Source organism: Pseudomonas sp. MAG002Y, assembly GCF_019400845.1.
In the GTDB taxonomy this organism is placed as follows: domain Bacteria; phylum Pseudomonadota; class Gammaproteobacteria; order Pseudomonadales; family Pseudomonadaceae; genus Chryseomonas; species Chryseomonas luteola.
In genome coordinates this window covers 1-14057 of the sequence record NZ_WOEJ01000001.1, presented here as the reverse complement: position 1 = coordinate 14057, position 14057 = coordinate 1, and the positions used below count along the sequence as shown (strand labels likewise).

Annotated in this window: 13 protein-coding genes and 1 tRNA gene; 9 read left to right on the top strand and 5 right to left on the bottom strand. The window is 55.7% G+C overall.

Annotation, left to right across the window (positions count from 1 at the left end):
* The first annotated feature begins 27 nt into the window (after positions 1 to 27).
* Positions 28 to 492, top strand: a complete 465-nt coding sequence (gene cadR / locus GM154_RS00065; RefSeq protein ID WP_019364477.1) for a Cd(II)/Pb(II)-responsive transcriptional regulator — start codon at positions 28 to 30, stop codon at positions 490 to 492.
* A gap of 72 nt (positions 493 to 564) precedes the next feature.
* Here the strand turns inward: cadR and rimO are convergent, their stop codons facing one another.
* Positions 565 to 1890: a 30S ribosomal protein S12 methylthiotransferase RimO gene (gene rimO / locus GM154_RS00060; protein WP_010797439.1), complete on the bottom strand. Its 1326-nt coding sequence runs from the start codon at positions 1888 to 1890 to the stop codon at positions 565 to 567.
* Between the two features lie 222 nt (positions 1891 to 2112).
* Here rimO and GM154_RS25555 point away from each other — a divergent pair, with 222 nt between their 5' ends.
* The 6 genes from GM154_RS25555 (at position 2113) to GM154_RS00035 (ending at position 7838) form a co-directional block, all read left to right on the top strand.
* Complete coding sequence (locus GM154_RS25555) at positions 2113 to 2244, top strand: hypothetical protein (protein WP_258019663.1); 132 nt, start codon at positions 2113 to 2115, stop codon at positions 2242 to 2244.
* The gene (locus tag GM154_RS00055; protein WP_010797441.1) at positions 2241 to 2987 is read left to right on the top strand and encodes a metal ABC transporter ATP-binding protein; all 747 of its coding nucleotides are present in this window, start codon (positions 2241 to 2243) and stop codon (positions 2985 to 2987) included. Before GM154_RS25555 ends, GM154_RS00055 begins: the two co-directional genes overlap by 4 nt.
* Positions 2984 to 3853: a metal ABC transporter permease gene (locus GM154_RS00050; RefSeq protein ID WP_219650553.1), complete on the top strand. Its 870-nt coding sequence runs from the start codon at positions 2984 to 2986 to the stop codon at positions 3851 to 3853. The genes GM154_RS00055 and GM154_RS00050 overlap by 4 nt, the downstream gene beginning before the upstream one ends.
* A gap of 13 nt (positions 3854 to 3866) precedes the next feature.
* Positions 3867 to 4757, top strand: coding sequence for a metal ABC transporter substrate-binding protein (locus GM154_RS00045; RefSeq protein ID WP_219650551.1), 891 nt, complete (start codon positions 3867 to 3869; stop codon positions 4755 to 4757).
* 105 nt (positions 4758 to 4862) lie between these two features.
* The gene (locus tag GM154_RS00040) at positions 4863 to 5774 is read left to right on the top strand and encodes an aldo/keto reductase (RefSeq protein WP_219650550.1); all 912 of its coding nucleotides are present in this window, start codon (positions 4863 to 4865) and stop codon (positions 5772 to 5774) included.
* A gap of 165 nt (positions 5775 to 5939) precedes the next feature.
* On the top strand, positions 5940 to 7838 hold the full coding sequence (locus GM154_RS00035; protein ID WP_122043222.1) for a potassium transporter Kup: 1899 nt from the start codon (positions 5940 to 5942) through the stop codon (positions 7836 to 7838).
* A 53-nt stretch (positions 7839 to 7891) separates the two neighbouring features.
* Here the strand turns inward: GM154_RS00035 and GM154_RS00030 are convergent, their stop codons facing one another.
* The 4 genes from GM154_RS00030 to GM154_RS00015 form a co-directional block, all read right to left on the bottom strand.
* Positions 7892 to 8197 (bottom strand): hypothetical protein, encoded by a 306-nt coding sequence (locus GM154_RS00030; protein WP_219650549.1) that lies wholly within the window; start codon positions 8195 to 8197, stop codon positions 7892 to 7894.
* 107 nt (positions 8198 to 8304) lie between these two features.
* A complete protein-coding gene (locus GM154_RS00025; RefSeq protein ID WP_219650548.1) occupies positions 8305 to 9582 on the bottom strand; it encodes a virulence factor family protein in 1278 nt (425 codons plus the stop codon).
* On the bottom strand, positions 9582 to 12245 hold the full coding sequence (mprF, locus tag GM154_RS00020) for a bifunctional lysylphosphatidylglycerol flippase/synthetase MprF (RefSeq protein ID WP_219650547.1): 2664 nt from the start codon (positions 12243 to 12245) through the stop codon (positions 9582 to 9584). The genes GM154_RS00025 and mprF overlap by 1 nt, the downstream gene beginning before the upstream one ends.
* A gap of 160 nt (positions 12246 to 12405) precedes the next feature.
* Positions 12406 to 12482: transfer RNA gene (locus GM154_RS00015), tRNA-Met, on the bottom strand.
* Positions 12483 to 12637: 155 nt separating this feature from the next.
* On the opposite strand from GM154_RS00015, the gene GM154_RS00010 reads away from it, so the two are divergent.
* Positions 12638 to 12928: a hypothetical protein gene (locus GM154_RS00010; protein WP_219650546.1), complete on the top strand. Its 291-nt coding sequence runs from the start codon at positions 12638 to 12640 to the stop codon at positions 12926 to 12928.
* Between the two features lie 281 nt (positions 12929 to 13209).
* The coding region (locus tag GM154_RS00005) for a cache domain-containing protein (RefSeq protein WP_219650545.1) at positions 13210 to 14057 on the top strand (848 nt) is incomplete at its 3' end.

The window sequence follows — 14057 nt, the reverse complement described above, 5'->3', positions numbered from 1 at the left end:
TAGCTACTACAGGGTCAAGGAGGCGTTATGAAAATAGGTGAATTGGCCAGCCGAACGGGATGTTCCGTGGAAACCATTCGGTATTACGAGCGTGAGGGACTGCTGCCAGCGCCTGTTCGCAGCGCGGGAAACTACCGTCAATACAGCGAGGCCCATCTGGAGCGATTGACCTTTGTTCGGCATTGCCGCTCTTTGGACATGACACAGGACGAGATCCGTTCCCTGTTACAATTGCGGGATCAGCCTGAGCCGGACTGCTGTCGGGTCAATGATCTGATCGAGGACCATATTCATCATGTGGAAGTGCGCATTCGAGAGTTGACTGAACTGCGCAGACAGCTCATGGCGTTGCGTCAGCAATGCTCAGGCAAGGTATCCAGCGATGTATGCGGCATCATTCGGGAGCTGCAACAACCCGCTGGACCTTCAGCGATCGAGGAGGCCTGTAGCCATGCGGGGCATGACCATGTGCCAGGAGTGCACAGACGATAGGGTAGGCCGGTCGGCATAGGGCACCCATAAAAAAGCCCTGCAATCGCAGGGCTTTTCGAGGTTGTGGCTGCGTTACAGTGTCTCGGCCCACAGGTCGTATTCGTCTGCGTCGGTTACGCGTACCCATACCTTGTCGCCTGGCTTCAGGTCGTGTTCGCTATTGACATACACATTGCCGTCGATCTCCGGGGCATCGGCATAGGAGCGGCCAATGGCGCCTTGTTCGTCGACTTCGTCGATCAACACTTCAATATCCTTTCCAACCTTCAATTGCAGGCGAGCCGCAGAAATGGCCTGCTGATGCGCCATGAAGCGCTCCCAGCGATCCTGCTTCACGTCATCCGGTACGGCACCTTCCAACTCATTGGCCGGTGCGCCTTCCACAGGGGAATACTGGAAGCAGCCCACACGATCCAACTGAGCTTCGGTCAGCCAATTCAGCAGGTACTGGAAATCCTCCTCCGTCTCACCAGGGAAACCCACAATGAATGTGGAGCGAATGGTCAGCTCCGGACAGATCTCACGCCACTTCTTGATACGGGCCAGGGTGCGGTCCTCGAAGGCAGGACGCTTCATGGCCTTGAGAACTTTGGGGCTGGCATGCTGGAAGGGGATATCCAGGTAGGGCAGGATCTTGCCCTCGGCCATCAGCGGAATGATGTCGTCCACGTTCGGGTAGGGGTAGACGTAGTGCATACGTACCCAGACGCCCATGCTGCTCAACGCCTCGCATAGTTCCAGCATGCGAGTCTTGACCGGCTGGCCATTCCAAAAGCCGGTACGGTATTTGAGGTCGACGCCATATGCACTGGTGTCCTGGGAGATGACCAACAGCTCCTTGACTCCGGCCTTGACCAAACGCTGAGCCTCATCGAGCACATCGCCGATCGGGCGGCTGACCAAATCGCCACGCATGGACGGGATGATGCAAAAGCTGCAGCGATGGTTGCAGCCTTCGGAAATCTTGAGATAGGCGTAGTGGCGGGGGGTGAGCTTGATGCCCTGCGGCGGTACCAGGTCGACCAACGGATTATGCTCGCGCTTTGGCGGCACTACCTCATGGACCGCGGTCACCACCTGCTCATACTGCTGCGGACCCGTTACCGCCAGTACGCTCGGATGTACATCACGAATCGCAGATTCTTCCACCCCCATGCAGCCGGTCACGATGACCCGGCCATTTTCAGCCAGGGCTTCGCCGATCACTTCCAGAGACTCGGCCTTGGCGCTGTCAATGAAACCACAGGTATTGACCACCACCACGTCGGCGTCCTCGTACGTGGGAACAACCTCATAACCTTCCATGCGAAGCTGGGTCAGGATGCGTTCGGAGTCGACCAGAGCTTTAGGGCAGCCGAGGCTGACAAAGCCGACTTTAGGCGTAGCGGGGGTGGACATGGCTAACCTCAGGAGGTGCGCAGAACGCGCTGATGATCAAAAAACGCGCGATTTTAGCGGTGCGCGCCCGGACTGAGAAGAGGCATTTGGCGCTTTTACTCGGATTAACCTGCGCTTCGTCAGTTATCGGGTTTGGCTTGCCCGAGGCTGAACCGCTAGACAGGCATAACTAGTGATAGGGTATTTATTATGTTATAAAGTAACAATTTCGAGGTAGTTTATATGTCATCGAATCCTTCCCTTACGTTCAAGCCGTCCTTTCTGACCCAGTCTGCCTGGGCCCGTTTAGGGGTGTCGATCGTGCTGCTTCTACTGCTATGGGCTGCTATCCACTGGGCGGTGTCCATCCCATGAGTGCCTGTATTTCATTAAATGACTTAACGGTTGCCTACGAGCGTCATCCCGCCGTACATCATGTGTCGGGTTGCTTTGAAGCGGGCAGCCTGACCGCTATTGTGGGCCCTAACGGCGCAGGCAAGTCGACTCTGATCAAGGCCATGGTCGGCATGCTGCGACCAGTAGGGGGCGGCGTCGATCGAAAGGCCTTGTCTGCCTCGGCCATCGGCTATCTGCCCCAAGCGGCTGAAATTGACCGAACCTTTCCGCTGACGGTTCTCGACACGGTTGCCATGGGCGCCTGGAGACGCATCGGCATATTCGGTGGAATGAGCCGGGGCCAGCTGCAGCAAGCCCATGAGGCGCTGATTGCCGTCGGGCTGGAAGGTTTTGGGCACCGCCTGATCGGTTCCCTGTCGGCAGGCCAGTTCCAGCGCGTACTGTTCGCACGGCTCCTGCTGCAGGATGCGTCAGTCATCCTTCTGGATGAGCCGTTCAATGCCATCGATGCACGCACGACCCGCGATCTGCTTGATCTGGTTCGGCGCTGGCATGGTGAGGGGCGCACCGTCATCGCTGTTCTGCATGATCTTGAGCAGGTAAAGCAGCATTTTCCCAGTACATTACTGTTGGCTCGCGAAACCATTGCCTGGGGGGATACCCGAACGGTGCTGACCCAGGAGAATCTGCGGCGTGCCCGGAATATGGCTGAGGACTGGGATGAACAGGCCGACGTCTGTGATGAGAGGCGCCGCGCATGATGTTGTATCACGCCTTGTTCGAGCCGTTTGTCGAGTTCGGATTCATGCGTCGCGCCTTGGTCGCCTGCATGGCGCTAGGGCTGGGCTCAGGTCCGATCGGTGTATTGCTCATGCTCAGGCGCATGAGTCTGGTAGGGGACGCCATGAGTCATGCGGTCCTGCCGGGGGCTGCCATCGGTTTTCTGGTCGCTGGGCTTTCCTTGCCAGCCATGGGCCTGGGTGGGTTGGTAGCCGGCTTGGCCGTAGCCCTGTTGTCTGGGCTGGTTAGTCGTTTTACTTCGCAACGTGAAGATGCCAGTTTTGCGAGCTTCTACCTGACCTCTCTCGCCGCGGGTGTCTTGATCGTCTCGCTAAGAGGCTCGAATATCGACCTGTTGCACGTCCTGTTCGGTACGATCCTGGCGATTGATGATGCCGCGCTCTATCTCGTAGGGGGCATCGCCTCTGTGACGCTTCTCCTGCTGGCCATTATCTATCGTCCGCTGGTGCTTGAGTGTTTCGATCCTGGATTCCTGCGGGCCGTAGGTGGCAAGGGCTCGCTTTATCACTTCCTGTTTCTGCTGCTGGTCGTGCTCAACCTGGTCGCAGGCTTTCAGGCGCTTGGAACACTTATGGCGGTCGGCCTGATGATGTTGCCCGCCACCGTAGCGCGCTTCTGGGCTCGCTCGTTGCCTGGACTGATGCTGGTAGCGAGTCTGGTTGCCATGCTGTCCGGCTTTATCGGCTTGGTTGTTTCGTACCACCTGGGCGTGGCCTCGGGCCCATCCATCGTTTTGACGGCCAGTACGCTTTACATCTTCTCGTTGATCTTCAGCCCTTTGGGCGTCGTTCGTCGTTTCTTCCCTAAACCCCATCTATCCCGTTGAAAGGAGTCATGTCATGCGTCTCACGTTGTGGAGCGGGGCTGCTGCCTTGCTGTTGTCAGCACTTTCCAGTTTTGCCCAAGCCAAGCCGGTAGAAGCCGTTGCGTCATTCACGATCCTGGCTGATATGGTTCACCAGGTAGGGGGCGAGCGGGTTCATGTCACCTCATTGATCGGGCCCAACGGCGACCCGCATGCCTATGAGCCAACGCCTGATGATGCCAAGGCACTCAAAGCTGCCGATGTAGTATTTATCAATGGACTTCATCTTGAAGGCTGGATGGATCGTCTGATCCAGGCGTCAGGATACAACGGTACTCCTGTCGAGCTTTCGGACGGTATCAAGACCCGTATGCGGCAGAAGAACGGCAAGACCGTAGTGGATCCCCACAGCTGGAACAGCGCTGCCAACGGTATTGTTTATGTTCAAAACATCATCAAGGCCCTCAAGCGCATAGACCCCGAAGGCGCTGATCAATACGAAGCCAATGGTCAACGCTATATCGATCAGCTAAAGGCGCTGGATGCATATACCAAGCAGCAGATCGAAGCCGTGCCGAAGGCGCAGCGTAAGGTGCTTACCTCCCATAACGCGTTTGGCTATTTCGGTGATGAATACGGTGTGACATTCCTGTCTCCCCTGGATCTTTCTACCGAATCTGAAGCGTCTGCCCAAAAAGTGGCCAATCTGATCCGTCAGATCAAGGAGGAGCACATCACGGCTTATTTCATCGAGAACTCGAACGATCCGCGTCTGGTGCAGCAGATTGCCCAGGCAACCGGGGCTCGTGCCGGTGGCGAGTTATATGTCGAGTCGCTGTCCAAGGCGGACGGGCCTACGCCTACCTACCTGAAGATGTTCCGTTACAACGTCAATAAGATGGTTGCAGCCATGAAAGGTGAGTAACGGGCTTCGTTTCATTCAGCCACGTAACAAGGCGTGGCAGATGGAACTCCTGAATCACAAGAGCCGTCCCTTTAGGACGGCTCTTGCTTGAATCCGGAGAAAACAATGACGACTCGCCGCCGCTTCATGCAATATTCCCTGTGCGCCTCGTCGGCGCTGCTCTTGGAAGCCATTTTGCCTCGTCTTGTGCTTGCACAGGCTGGCATGCTGAGGCGGCAGATTCCCTCTACTGGCGAGCAACTCCCTGTCATTGGCCTGGGAACCGCCGATTCCTTCAATGTCGAAAGCACTCCACACGCTCTGAAACCGTTGGCCGACGTGCTTGACCGTCTATTTCAGGCGGGAGGCACTGTTATTGATACGGCACCGAGTTACGAGAAATCCCAGGGTGTCATTGGTACGCTGCTGGCGCAGCAGGGGCGTGCTGAAAAGGCGTTTCTGGCTACCAAGGTAGAAGGGCGCGAGAGCAGTATCGAAGAGATCCAGCAGGAAATGGCAGACCTCAAGGGCGCTCCCATCGATCTGCTGCAAGTGCATAGCATGATCAATTACAAGACGCTGCTCCCGTTGCTACGAGAGATGAAGCAGCAAAAAATGATTCGATATGTAGGGATTACCCATCACTCAGAAATGGCTCAGGACCAGATGATTGACCTAGTCGCTTTGGAGCCGATGGACTTCATTCAGATCAACCTCAATCCCCAAGATACCAAAGCCGAAGAAAGGCTCTTGCCTCTGTGTCAGGACAAGGGGGTGGCGGTCATGATCAATCGCCCGTTCCTGGACGGCCGTCTGTTCAACCAGGTAGCAGGCAAGCAGCTTCCGGCATTCGCGTCCGATATCGGCTGTACCTCCTGGGCGCAGTTGATGATCAAGTACTCAATTTCGCATCCTGCAGTTACCTGCATCATTCCGGCGACCTCAAACCCGGCCCATATGGCGGAAAATGCACTGGCCGGAACCGGTGAGCTGCCCGATGAGTCCATGCGCAAGCGCATCGCAGAATATTTCCAGTAAAGTGTCAGGTAATCGGTGGACACTTTTAAGCAGAATTCAATACGCCGGGTAGGGTAATGACCATGCCTTGGTTGCGTTGTGCACACATATTCTTGGCAATCCGTACTTGATCCTGCCGCCACATCGGAGCAGGATGCGCCCGTTTCGATAAACCCGGAGTCTTGCATGAGTCAAGCTGCTTCCCAGGCCCATGGTGAAAAGGGAGCCTCGGCCATAGGTATGGCCATCGCGGCCGCGGGTATCGTCTATGGCGATATTGGTACCAGCCCGCTGTATACCCTCAAGGAGGTGTTTTCTCCTACGTATGGCCTGGTGCCTACCCACGATAGCGTCCTGGGTATCCTGTCCCTGATCTTCTGGTCGTTGATCTGGGTCGTGACGATCAAGTATGTCTTTTTCGTTCTGAGGGCGGATAACCAGGGCGAGGGCGGCATCATGGCCTTGACTGCATTGGCAAGGCGGGCGTCCGCACCGTTTCCAAAATTGCAAATGGTGTTGGTGCTGCTGGGGTTATTTGGTGCCTCGCTGTTTTACGGCGAAAGCATGATTACACCGGCCATTTCGGTACTGTCTGCTGTAGAAGGCCTGGAAGTAGCCTTTTCCGGGCTTGATCATATTGTGGTGCCAGCGGCAATCGTTATCCTGGTCGGACTCTTCATGCTACAGCGGGGCGGTACTGCCAAGATTGGCAAGCTGTTCGGTCCGGTTATGGTCCTCTGGTTCACCGTGCTAGGCGCATTGGGTATTTATGGTATTCTGCAGGCGCCTGAAGTCCTCAAGGCTTTGAACCCATGGTGGGCATTCAACTTTTTCATTGTACACCCCGGACTTGGCATCGCTATTCTGGGCGCTGTTGTGCTGGCGCTGACAGGGGCTGAGGCGCTGTATGCCGACATGGGCCATTTCGGCCGCAAACCTGTCGCGCGCGCCTGGCTCTTCCTGGTGCTGCCCGGATTGGTACTCAATTACTACGGGCAAGGTGCCTTGGTTCTGATCGACCCAGAGTCCGTACGCAATCCTTTCTACCTGCTCGCACCTGAATGGGCATTGATCCCAATGGTCGTCCTGGCGACTTTTGCCACGGTCATTGCCTCACAGGCAGTCATCTCAGGTGCGTTCTCCATTACCCGTCAGGCAATCCAGCTGGGATATGTACCGCGTATGCAAATCCTGCATACCTCAAGTCATGAACAGGGCCAGATTTATATTCCTGCCATGAACTGGGCCCTTTTGACAGGCGTTATCCTGTTGATTATCGGGTTCGAATCTTCTGGCAACCTGGCCGAGGCCTACGGCATTGCCGTCACGGGAACGATGCTGATCACGACCTGCCTGGTATCTTCGGTAGCGCTGCTGCTATGGAAATGGCCTCGCTGGTTCGCCATTCCGATGCTCATTGGATTCTTCATTGTCGACTCGCTGTATTTTGCAGCCAACGTTCCAAAAATCGTGGCAGGCGGTGCATTTCCCGTCATTGCGGGCATCATCCTGTTCACGTTGATGACCACATGGAAGCGCGGCCGGCAGATCCTGGCCGAACGGCTGGATGAAGGGGCACTACCGCTACCGATCTTTATCGGCAGCATCCGCTCCAATCCGCCTTTCCGTGCCAAGGGGACAGCCGTCTTTCTGACAGCGCGGCAGGATGCCGTTCCACACGCTTTGCTTCATAACATGCTGCACAACCAAGTATTGCATGAGCAGGTAGTGCTGCTGACCGTTATCTATGAAGATACGCCGCGGGTTCCTGTCAGCCGCCGTTTCGAGGTGGACAGTTACGGGGATGGGTTCTACCGTGTTCTCTTGCATTATGGCTTTATGGACGAGCCCGACGTGCCGGCTGCGCTCGCATTGTGCCACCTGGAGGACCTCGACTTCACGCCCATGCGGACGACGTACTTCCTTAGCCGTGAAACGGTCATTGCGTCGAACAATCGCTTGGGAATGGCTCGCTGGCGAGAGAATTTGTTTGCCTTCCTTATGAAGAATGCCAGCGGCAGCCTGCGTTTCTTCAATCTGCCGGTTAACCGGGTAATCGAGCTGGGTACTCAGATCGAGATCTAGCAGCCAAGTCGCAGATATAAAAAAGCCGCCTTGGGGCGGCTTTTTTATTGGGATCAGTTGAATACAGGTGGAGGCAGGGCATCCGGGTCGGTAATGAACGGCATCTCCCATGGGTCCAGCGATTGACCCTGCTGGGAAAGCTCTTGCCGAACATGCTCGATAAAGCCTTTAAGCTGCAGCGGATCGCTGTATTGTGCAGCAGTCACCTCAGGGACTGCCAAGACCTCCTCTCCTTCTTGCCCGATTACGCTGAAGCCAAAGCTGTCAGCCTGGGGGTTGGCTGAAATAACACAGCCCAGCGGAGTAAAGGCATCTACAACCAGTTTTTCAGCAGCATCCAGCGAAAGGGGAGTGGTCATGGGCGTCCTCGTTCAAAGGTTGAGAGCCGGTAGACCATTGATCGCACGCGTTCTTTCCGACCATTCGTCTCCAGCCGCGGAGGTGATCCATCGGCTGGGCGTCCTGGTTACGGTGTGCGTGTACGAGCCTCGATGGCGTTTATCATGTGGCGTGCAAGCTTGTCGTAGTCATTATCGAAATGGTGACCACCGGGTAACTCAAGCTTTTCGAAATTGGCTCCAGGCTGCGTGCAACCGCTCTCGTCCTTTTCTTCCGCACCGTAAATGCAGTAGATCTTGCTGGCAGGCACCTTGACCATCTCCGGTCCGGTTTGCATCTCGTCACCAGCCTTGCCCAGCCAGCCCTCAACCTGGATTTCAAAATCACCGCTACGGGCAAAGGCCAGCAGCACCATGGCCGATACCTGTTCCTGATCTGTTGCAGGTAAACGGTTATAGACCGCCGGAAGCAGATCCGCGCCAAATGAGTAGCCGGCCAGGACGAAGCGTTTCGCGCCCCAACGCTCACGGTATGTCTGCATCAGATGGGACAAGTCTGTCGCCACCTGTTCCGGGCTTTTGTGTTCCCAGAAATAGCGCAAGGTATCGATACCTACAACAGGCCACCCGTTTTCTGCCATGGTCTGTGCCGAATCACGGTCAAGATCACGCCAGCCACCATCACCGGAATAAAAAAACGTCACTGTATCCTTGTGCGCGGCCGGCTCTTCAGCCGGGACTTCTACAACAGGGACATCGCCACCCTGACCGAGCAGCTGACGTTGAAGCTGAGTACGTAAAAGCGTAACCAGCGGTGTGCCGTAATCACTGATAGTGGTATCGGCATTGTCCTGGCCGCGAACAAAACGAGCAGTCTCATCGCCTGGGTTATCGTTCCAGGCCAGATGCCATTTACCGTGTTCGGCTTTCTGCGGCAGCGGATCAGAGCAGTCGGGCTCGTCGAGCTTTGTACCGACCGACAGGGCGCTGACCTTGTCATCCTCTTGCCCGGCCAGCCAGCGCCAGGCCAATGATCCACCCGCATCGATGCCTGCCACCATGGTAGGTGCTCCGCCAAGATGGCTGATGGCGTCTTCCAGGCTGGCGCGTTGCGCGGCACATGCCTTGCTCTCGGGCAACTCATACTGGACCAGCATGGCCTTGGTGTTTTTGGCCAGGGTTAGCAGGTCAGCGTCGGATAACTGCTGTTCAGCGGGGTTTGCAACAACGACTCGGGCCAGTGGCTTGCCGGCAGGCCTTGCGACGGTTACGACGCTCTGATCGTCCTGTACGTGTACCTCAAGGCTGGCGGTACTGGGCCAGCGATGAAACCACCACCACAGTGCCGCTGCGGCAATGACAATGATCAATAGAAGAAAAAGCAACCCGCGTTTACGTCTAGTCATCAACGTTTTACCAGTCCTGTAATACCGCCCGCGATCAACGCAGCGGTGTCAGCCAAGGCGACCAAGGGATCAAGTCCTGCTGGAACGGCCAGATAGCGAGGCTCCCATTCCGGATCGAACTTATCTTTGAACCGTCTCAAGCCCTGAAAGTTATAGAACTGCTCGCCACGTCGGAACACCATGGCCCCTAGACGCTGGGTCAGAGGAGCACCACGGCGTGGATGCAGTCCTGCCAATGGCACCATCCCCAAGCTGAAGCGTTCCAGGCCTCGCTCCTTGAAGTGCAGGATAAGGCCGAGCATGAGGAACTCCATGGTCAGTTTGGGCGCATCAGCTGCCACTCGCATCAGGTCGATACTGGCCAGCTCTGGCCGATCGGTTTCCAGAAGATTAGCAAACGCTACCGCTTTCCCCTGAAACCGGACGACGGCAATGCGGAAGTGCTGCAAGTACTCCGGGTCAAAACGGCCAAGCGAAAAGCCCTTCTCGCGGACATGTTTACTCTCCAGCCAGATATCGGAGATAACTTTTAGCTCTTCGAGAGGTGCCTGACCCGGCTCATGGAACTCGATGAGCAGTCCATCCCGCTGGCCTCGGTTCCAGGTGTAGCGCAGGTCTTTCTTACCCTTGCTGTCCAGATCGAATGTCTTGAGATTGACGCGGGCTTCCTCACCCAACTTCAGCGCGGTGAGACCGATGTCCATGTAGAAAGGCAGGTTCTCGGCACGAACCTGATAGAACACAGGTCGTGCATGGTGCATGTCGCACAGATCGCGGAATTTCCAGATCAACTCGGCTCGTGTCTGAGCGGAGCCGATGGGATCAAACAGGGCGATCATGCTACGGCCACGACGGCCATACATCAGGAAAGCATTTTCCGTTTCATGAAACAGCAAGGCCTTGTCGCCTGTCATGGCCAAGCCGCCATCAGGCTGCTCAGATGCTTTGACGGCGTCCAATGCCTTTTGCAGATCTTCTGTGGTAGGCAGCGTAATTTCTGGCGGTGCAGCCCGCAAAAGCCAGCCGAGTGACAGGGCCAGTAGTAGCACCACGCTGCCCATGGCTGCTCGTGCACCTCGCGGGGCGCCTTCCTCCAGCGTAAATTGCCACCAGAGCTGGTTGTCGTAGGACGCATCCTGGTAAACAAACAGGAGCAACCAGATAGATGCCGCCACGACGCACAGGCTTGCAACGACGTACAGGGGTGAAAAGGGCAGCTCTAGCAGGCGGCTCCGGCGGTAGAAGGAGCGGCGGAACGTAGCCAGGAGGGCAGCCGTAATCGCCAGAATCGATGCCTCCTCCCAGTCAAAGCCCTTCAGTAGAGAAAGCAGGGAGCCTACCAGCAGCAGCACCAGGGTCAGTACCCAGGCGGCCGAGAGCCGCCGCCGCAGGCCTTGAGCCAAGAGTAGGCACACAACTCCGATCAGGCTTGCTCCCAGATGCGAGGCTTCAATAAGACGCTGTGGCAGCAGGAATCCGATACCCTTCAGGCGCGTATCGATCTCTGGCGTAACGCCTGAAAAGAGCAGTACGACCCCTGAGAAAAATACCAGGACTGACAGAACGGGGGCTGCAAGGCCAGAGGCAACGCGGATGGCCGAGCTGCCAGATAGAAAGCGCTTTCCCTCGGTCAGCAGCAGGACAAGGCAAGCGATGACCAGGGGAAGCAATACATAAATGATCCGGTACAGCAGCAGGGCCGCTGCTAGGGGAGCTGTCCCGATCTTGTCCGAAAAAGCGGCTAGCAAAACGGCTTCAAATACCCCAACGCCGCCCGGAACATGGCTAAGCACACCTGCTGCGAGTGCCAGCAGATACACCAGCATGAATGCACCCAGCGGTGGTGCCTCGGGCAGTAATAGATACAGCACTGTGGCGGCAGCCATGACGTCCAGGGCTGTGATCACCAACTGCAGGGCGCTTAGCTTGAAGGTGGGTAAGCGCAGGGTCTTACGGCCCAGGCGGAACAGGCGACTATCAGGCGAAGGCTGCTCGTCTAGGGCTCGCTTGCGAAGGAATACAATGCCTATGGCATAGATCGAGAGAATGGCAATTGCAATGCCAGCTACCAGAGTAGGTGAAAGACGCAGGGCTGTGGAAGCCGAAGGCAAATCACTTAATGCTGCAACCGCAGCCAGAGGGGGCAATGCCGTTCCCAGCGACAGGCTGGCAAAGAAAGTCATCTGCGCCACTTCAATGGCGCTCAGGCCTTGGCGGGCATAGAGACGATAACGAACCGAGCCGCCAGACAGCATGGACAGGCCAACTGCATTACCAATGGCGAAGGCGGTAAGTCCACCCAGCGCCAGGGTCTTGCCTGGTAGATGAACGCCGGCGAAGCGACTGGCAGACCATTCGTAGCCAAGCAGAATGAGAAAGCCCACAGCCGTTGCCGCGACGGCCCCCATAATAGCGTGCGAGGGGATACCCAGCAGTGCAGTGTGGAGAGAGGGTAGATCAATACTGCTGACCAGATGCCAGCACACAAGCAGGGCGACGCCAAACAGGAGCAGTGTCAGGCCCAGCTCAAGAGGTTCTTTATAGGCCGTAATGCGCTCTAGCAGGCGCCAGGGCAATGCTTGCGGAGGAGAAGAAGGCGAAGATGAAGACGAAGAATCGGATGAAGAAACAGCAGATTTGTTTACAGGATCATTGGCGCTCATGAAAGCCCCTCAGGGAAACTGCGCGTCAGATTAGTCACATACAGACTTTTGCCAAGCCCTATGTATCAAAAAAATGGAAACTCTTTGAATATTGAAGGCTAAAAGGAATAAAAATTCGACACAAACAAAAAAGCCACTCGATTGAGTGGCTTTTTAAATTTGGTTGCGGGGGCAGGATTTGAACCTACGACCTTCGGGTTATGAGCCCGACGAGCTACCAGACTGCTCCACCCCGCTTCTGATGTGGCCAGTATACGGGTTTAAAAAATGATGTCAACAAAAAATTCAATGCTGACAATGATTTGCTGAAAGCCTTATCACGAGGACTTATGAATGCACCTTTATAGGTAGCGCATTGCCTAAAGAGGGTATCCCTTCATTGGAGTGCCGAAATGAAACTTCAATGGCTGATAAACACCTCCATGGCACTGGTTTTACTGTCACCGCTAGCCATGGCTCAAACGGCTGAATCAGGCCGTACTCCTCAGGACGCCGAGCACGATCCACGGCATGTCGAGGTGATTTCACCCGATGTGCAGGAGGCCGAGCAAAGTCAGCGAGGCGTCGAACTGCCGGAGAACAGGGTTAACCAAGGCGCTATCCGAAGCGATCCACTTGCGCGAGAAAGGCAAAAAATCGACAACGATATGGAGCTTGATCGCAAGCAACCGCTAAATAACTGAAATGCGGCCTGTATCCTGTTGTATGGACGAGCGCGATGAACGGCGACCAAAAAAGGATTTTTTGCATTGCCGAGGTGGTCATTTGAATAGGCTCTGGTTATTCCAGTGTCTCCCTGGCGGTTTCAACGTCGCTGTCGGCCGCCAGGGCTTACCCTCCCTTTAAAGCGCAGGCGCATCCGGCTCTCTTTTTACCCTTAAAGTTATCACGATAACGGTCGATAAGATTTGGTCATTCATGCCATTTCAACGGCTTGCCAAATATGTTGTCCAGAGGCTGCGCTATGCTCCAACGTTTGAAATTTAGCCATAAGATTTTAGCGACGGCCTCTATTGTGCTGATCGTCGCCTTTTCATTATTCATGGTTTATAACGATTATCTGCAGCGAAAGGCTATTACACAGGATTTGTCGTCACGCCTGGACGAGTTGGGCTCCAGCGCATCAGCAAATATCGTTAATTGGCTCAATGGCCGAATCACTCTGCTTGAAGGTGAGGCCCAGTCTATCCAGAACAATACCTCTCCTGAAGGAGTGTTTTCCACCCTTGAGCAGAAGGCCTATCTCTCCAGCTTCGAATTCACCTATCTGGGACACGCCGATGGTCAATTTTCCATCCGTCCTTACGATGAAATGCCTGCCGGTTATGATCCCCGTACCCGTGATTGGTATGTTGCCGCTCAGTCGCAGGGCCGATCCTTGTTGACGGAGCCTTATGTTGATGTGGGTAATGGAAAGCTGGTAATGACGCTGGCTACGCCTGTCATGAAGAACGGCGCCTTGGCGGGTGTTCTGGCTGGCGATCTGAGTCTGCAGACGATGGTGGGTATCGTCAATTCGCTCGACCTGGGCGGTATCGGTCATGCGATTCTGGTGAATAGCGAAGGCAAGGTACTGGTCAGTCCCAGAAAAGAGGAGGTGATGAAAAACCTCGCTGAGCTGTTTCCCGCCGGTGCGCCTGCACTGGATGGCGCGCTCAAGCGGGTCGAGCTGGACGGCAAGCCTCAGCTTATGGTCTTCAAGCCGGTCACCGGTCTGCCATCGGTCAACTGGTATCTGGGCCTGATGGTTGATGAAGAGAAAGCCTACGCCCCGCTCAAGGAGTTCAGAACCTCGGCCGTGCTAGCCATGGT

Coding starts and splice junctions, on each gene's coding strand:
- GM154_RS00010 (WP_219650546.1), top strand. CDS start 12,638: ATGAAACTTCAATGGCTGATAAACACCTCCATGGCACTGGTTTTACTG.
- GM154_RS00050 (WP_219650553.1), top strand. CDS start 2,984: ATGATGTTGTATCACGCCTTGTTCGAGCCGTTTGTCGAGTTCGGATTC.
- GM154_RS00030 (WP_219650549.1), bottom strand. CDS start 8,197: ATGACCACTCCCCTTTCGCTGGATGCTGCTGAAAAACTGGTTGTAGAT.
- GM154_RS00035 (WP_122043222.1), top strand. CDS start 5,940: ATGAGTCAAGCTGCTTCCCAGGCCCATGGTGAAAAGGGAGCCTCGGCC.
- GM154_RS00040 (WP_219650550.1), top strand. CDS start 4,863: ATGACGACTCGCCGCCGCTTCATGCAATATTCCCTGTGCGCCTCGTCG.
- GM154_RS25555 (WP_258019663.1), top strand. CDS start 2,113: ATGTCATCGAATCCTTCCCTTACGTTCAAGCCGTCCTTTCTGACCCAG.
- GM154_RS00025 (WP_219650548.1), bottom strand. CDS start 9,582: ATGACTAGACGTAAACGCGGGTTGCTTTTTCTTCTATTGATCATTGTC.
- mprF (WP_219650547.1), bottom strand. CDS start 12,245: ATGAGCGCCAATGATCCTGTAAACAAATCTGCTGTTTCTTCATCCGAT.
- cadR (WP_019364477.1), top strand. CDS start 28: ATGAAAATAGGTGAATTGGCCAGCCGAACGGGATGTTCCGTGGAAACC.
- GM154_RS00055 (WP_010797441.1), top strand. CDS start 2,241: ATGAGTGCCTGTATTTCATTAAATGACTTAACGGTTGCCTACGAGCGT.
- rimO (WP_010797439.1), bottom strand. CDS start 1,890: ATGTCCACCCCCGCTACGCCTAAAGTCGGCTTTGTCAGCCTCGGCTGC.
- GM154_RS00045 (WP_219650551.1), top strand. CDS start 3,867: ATGCGTCTCACGTTGTGGAGCGGGGCTGCTGCCTTGCTGTTGTCAGCA.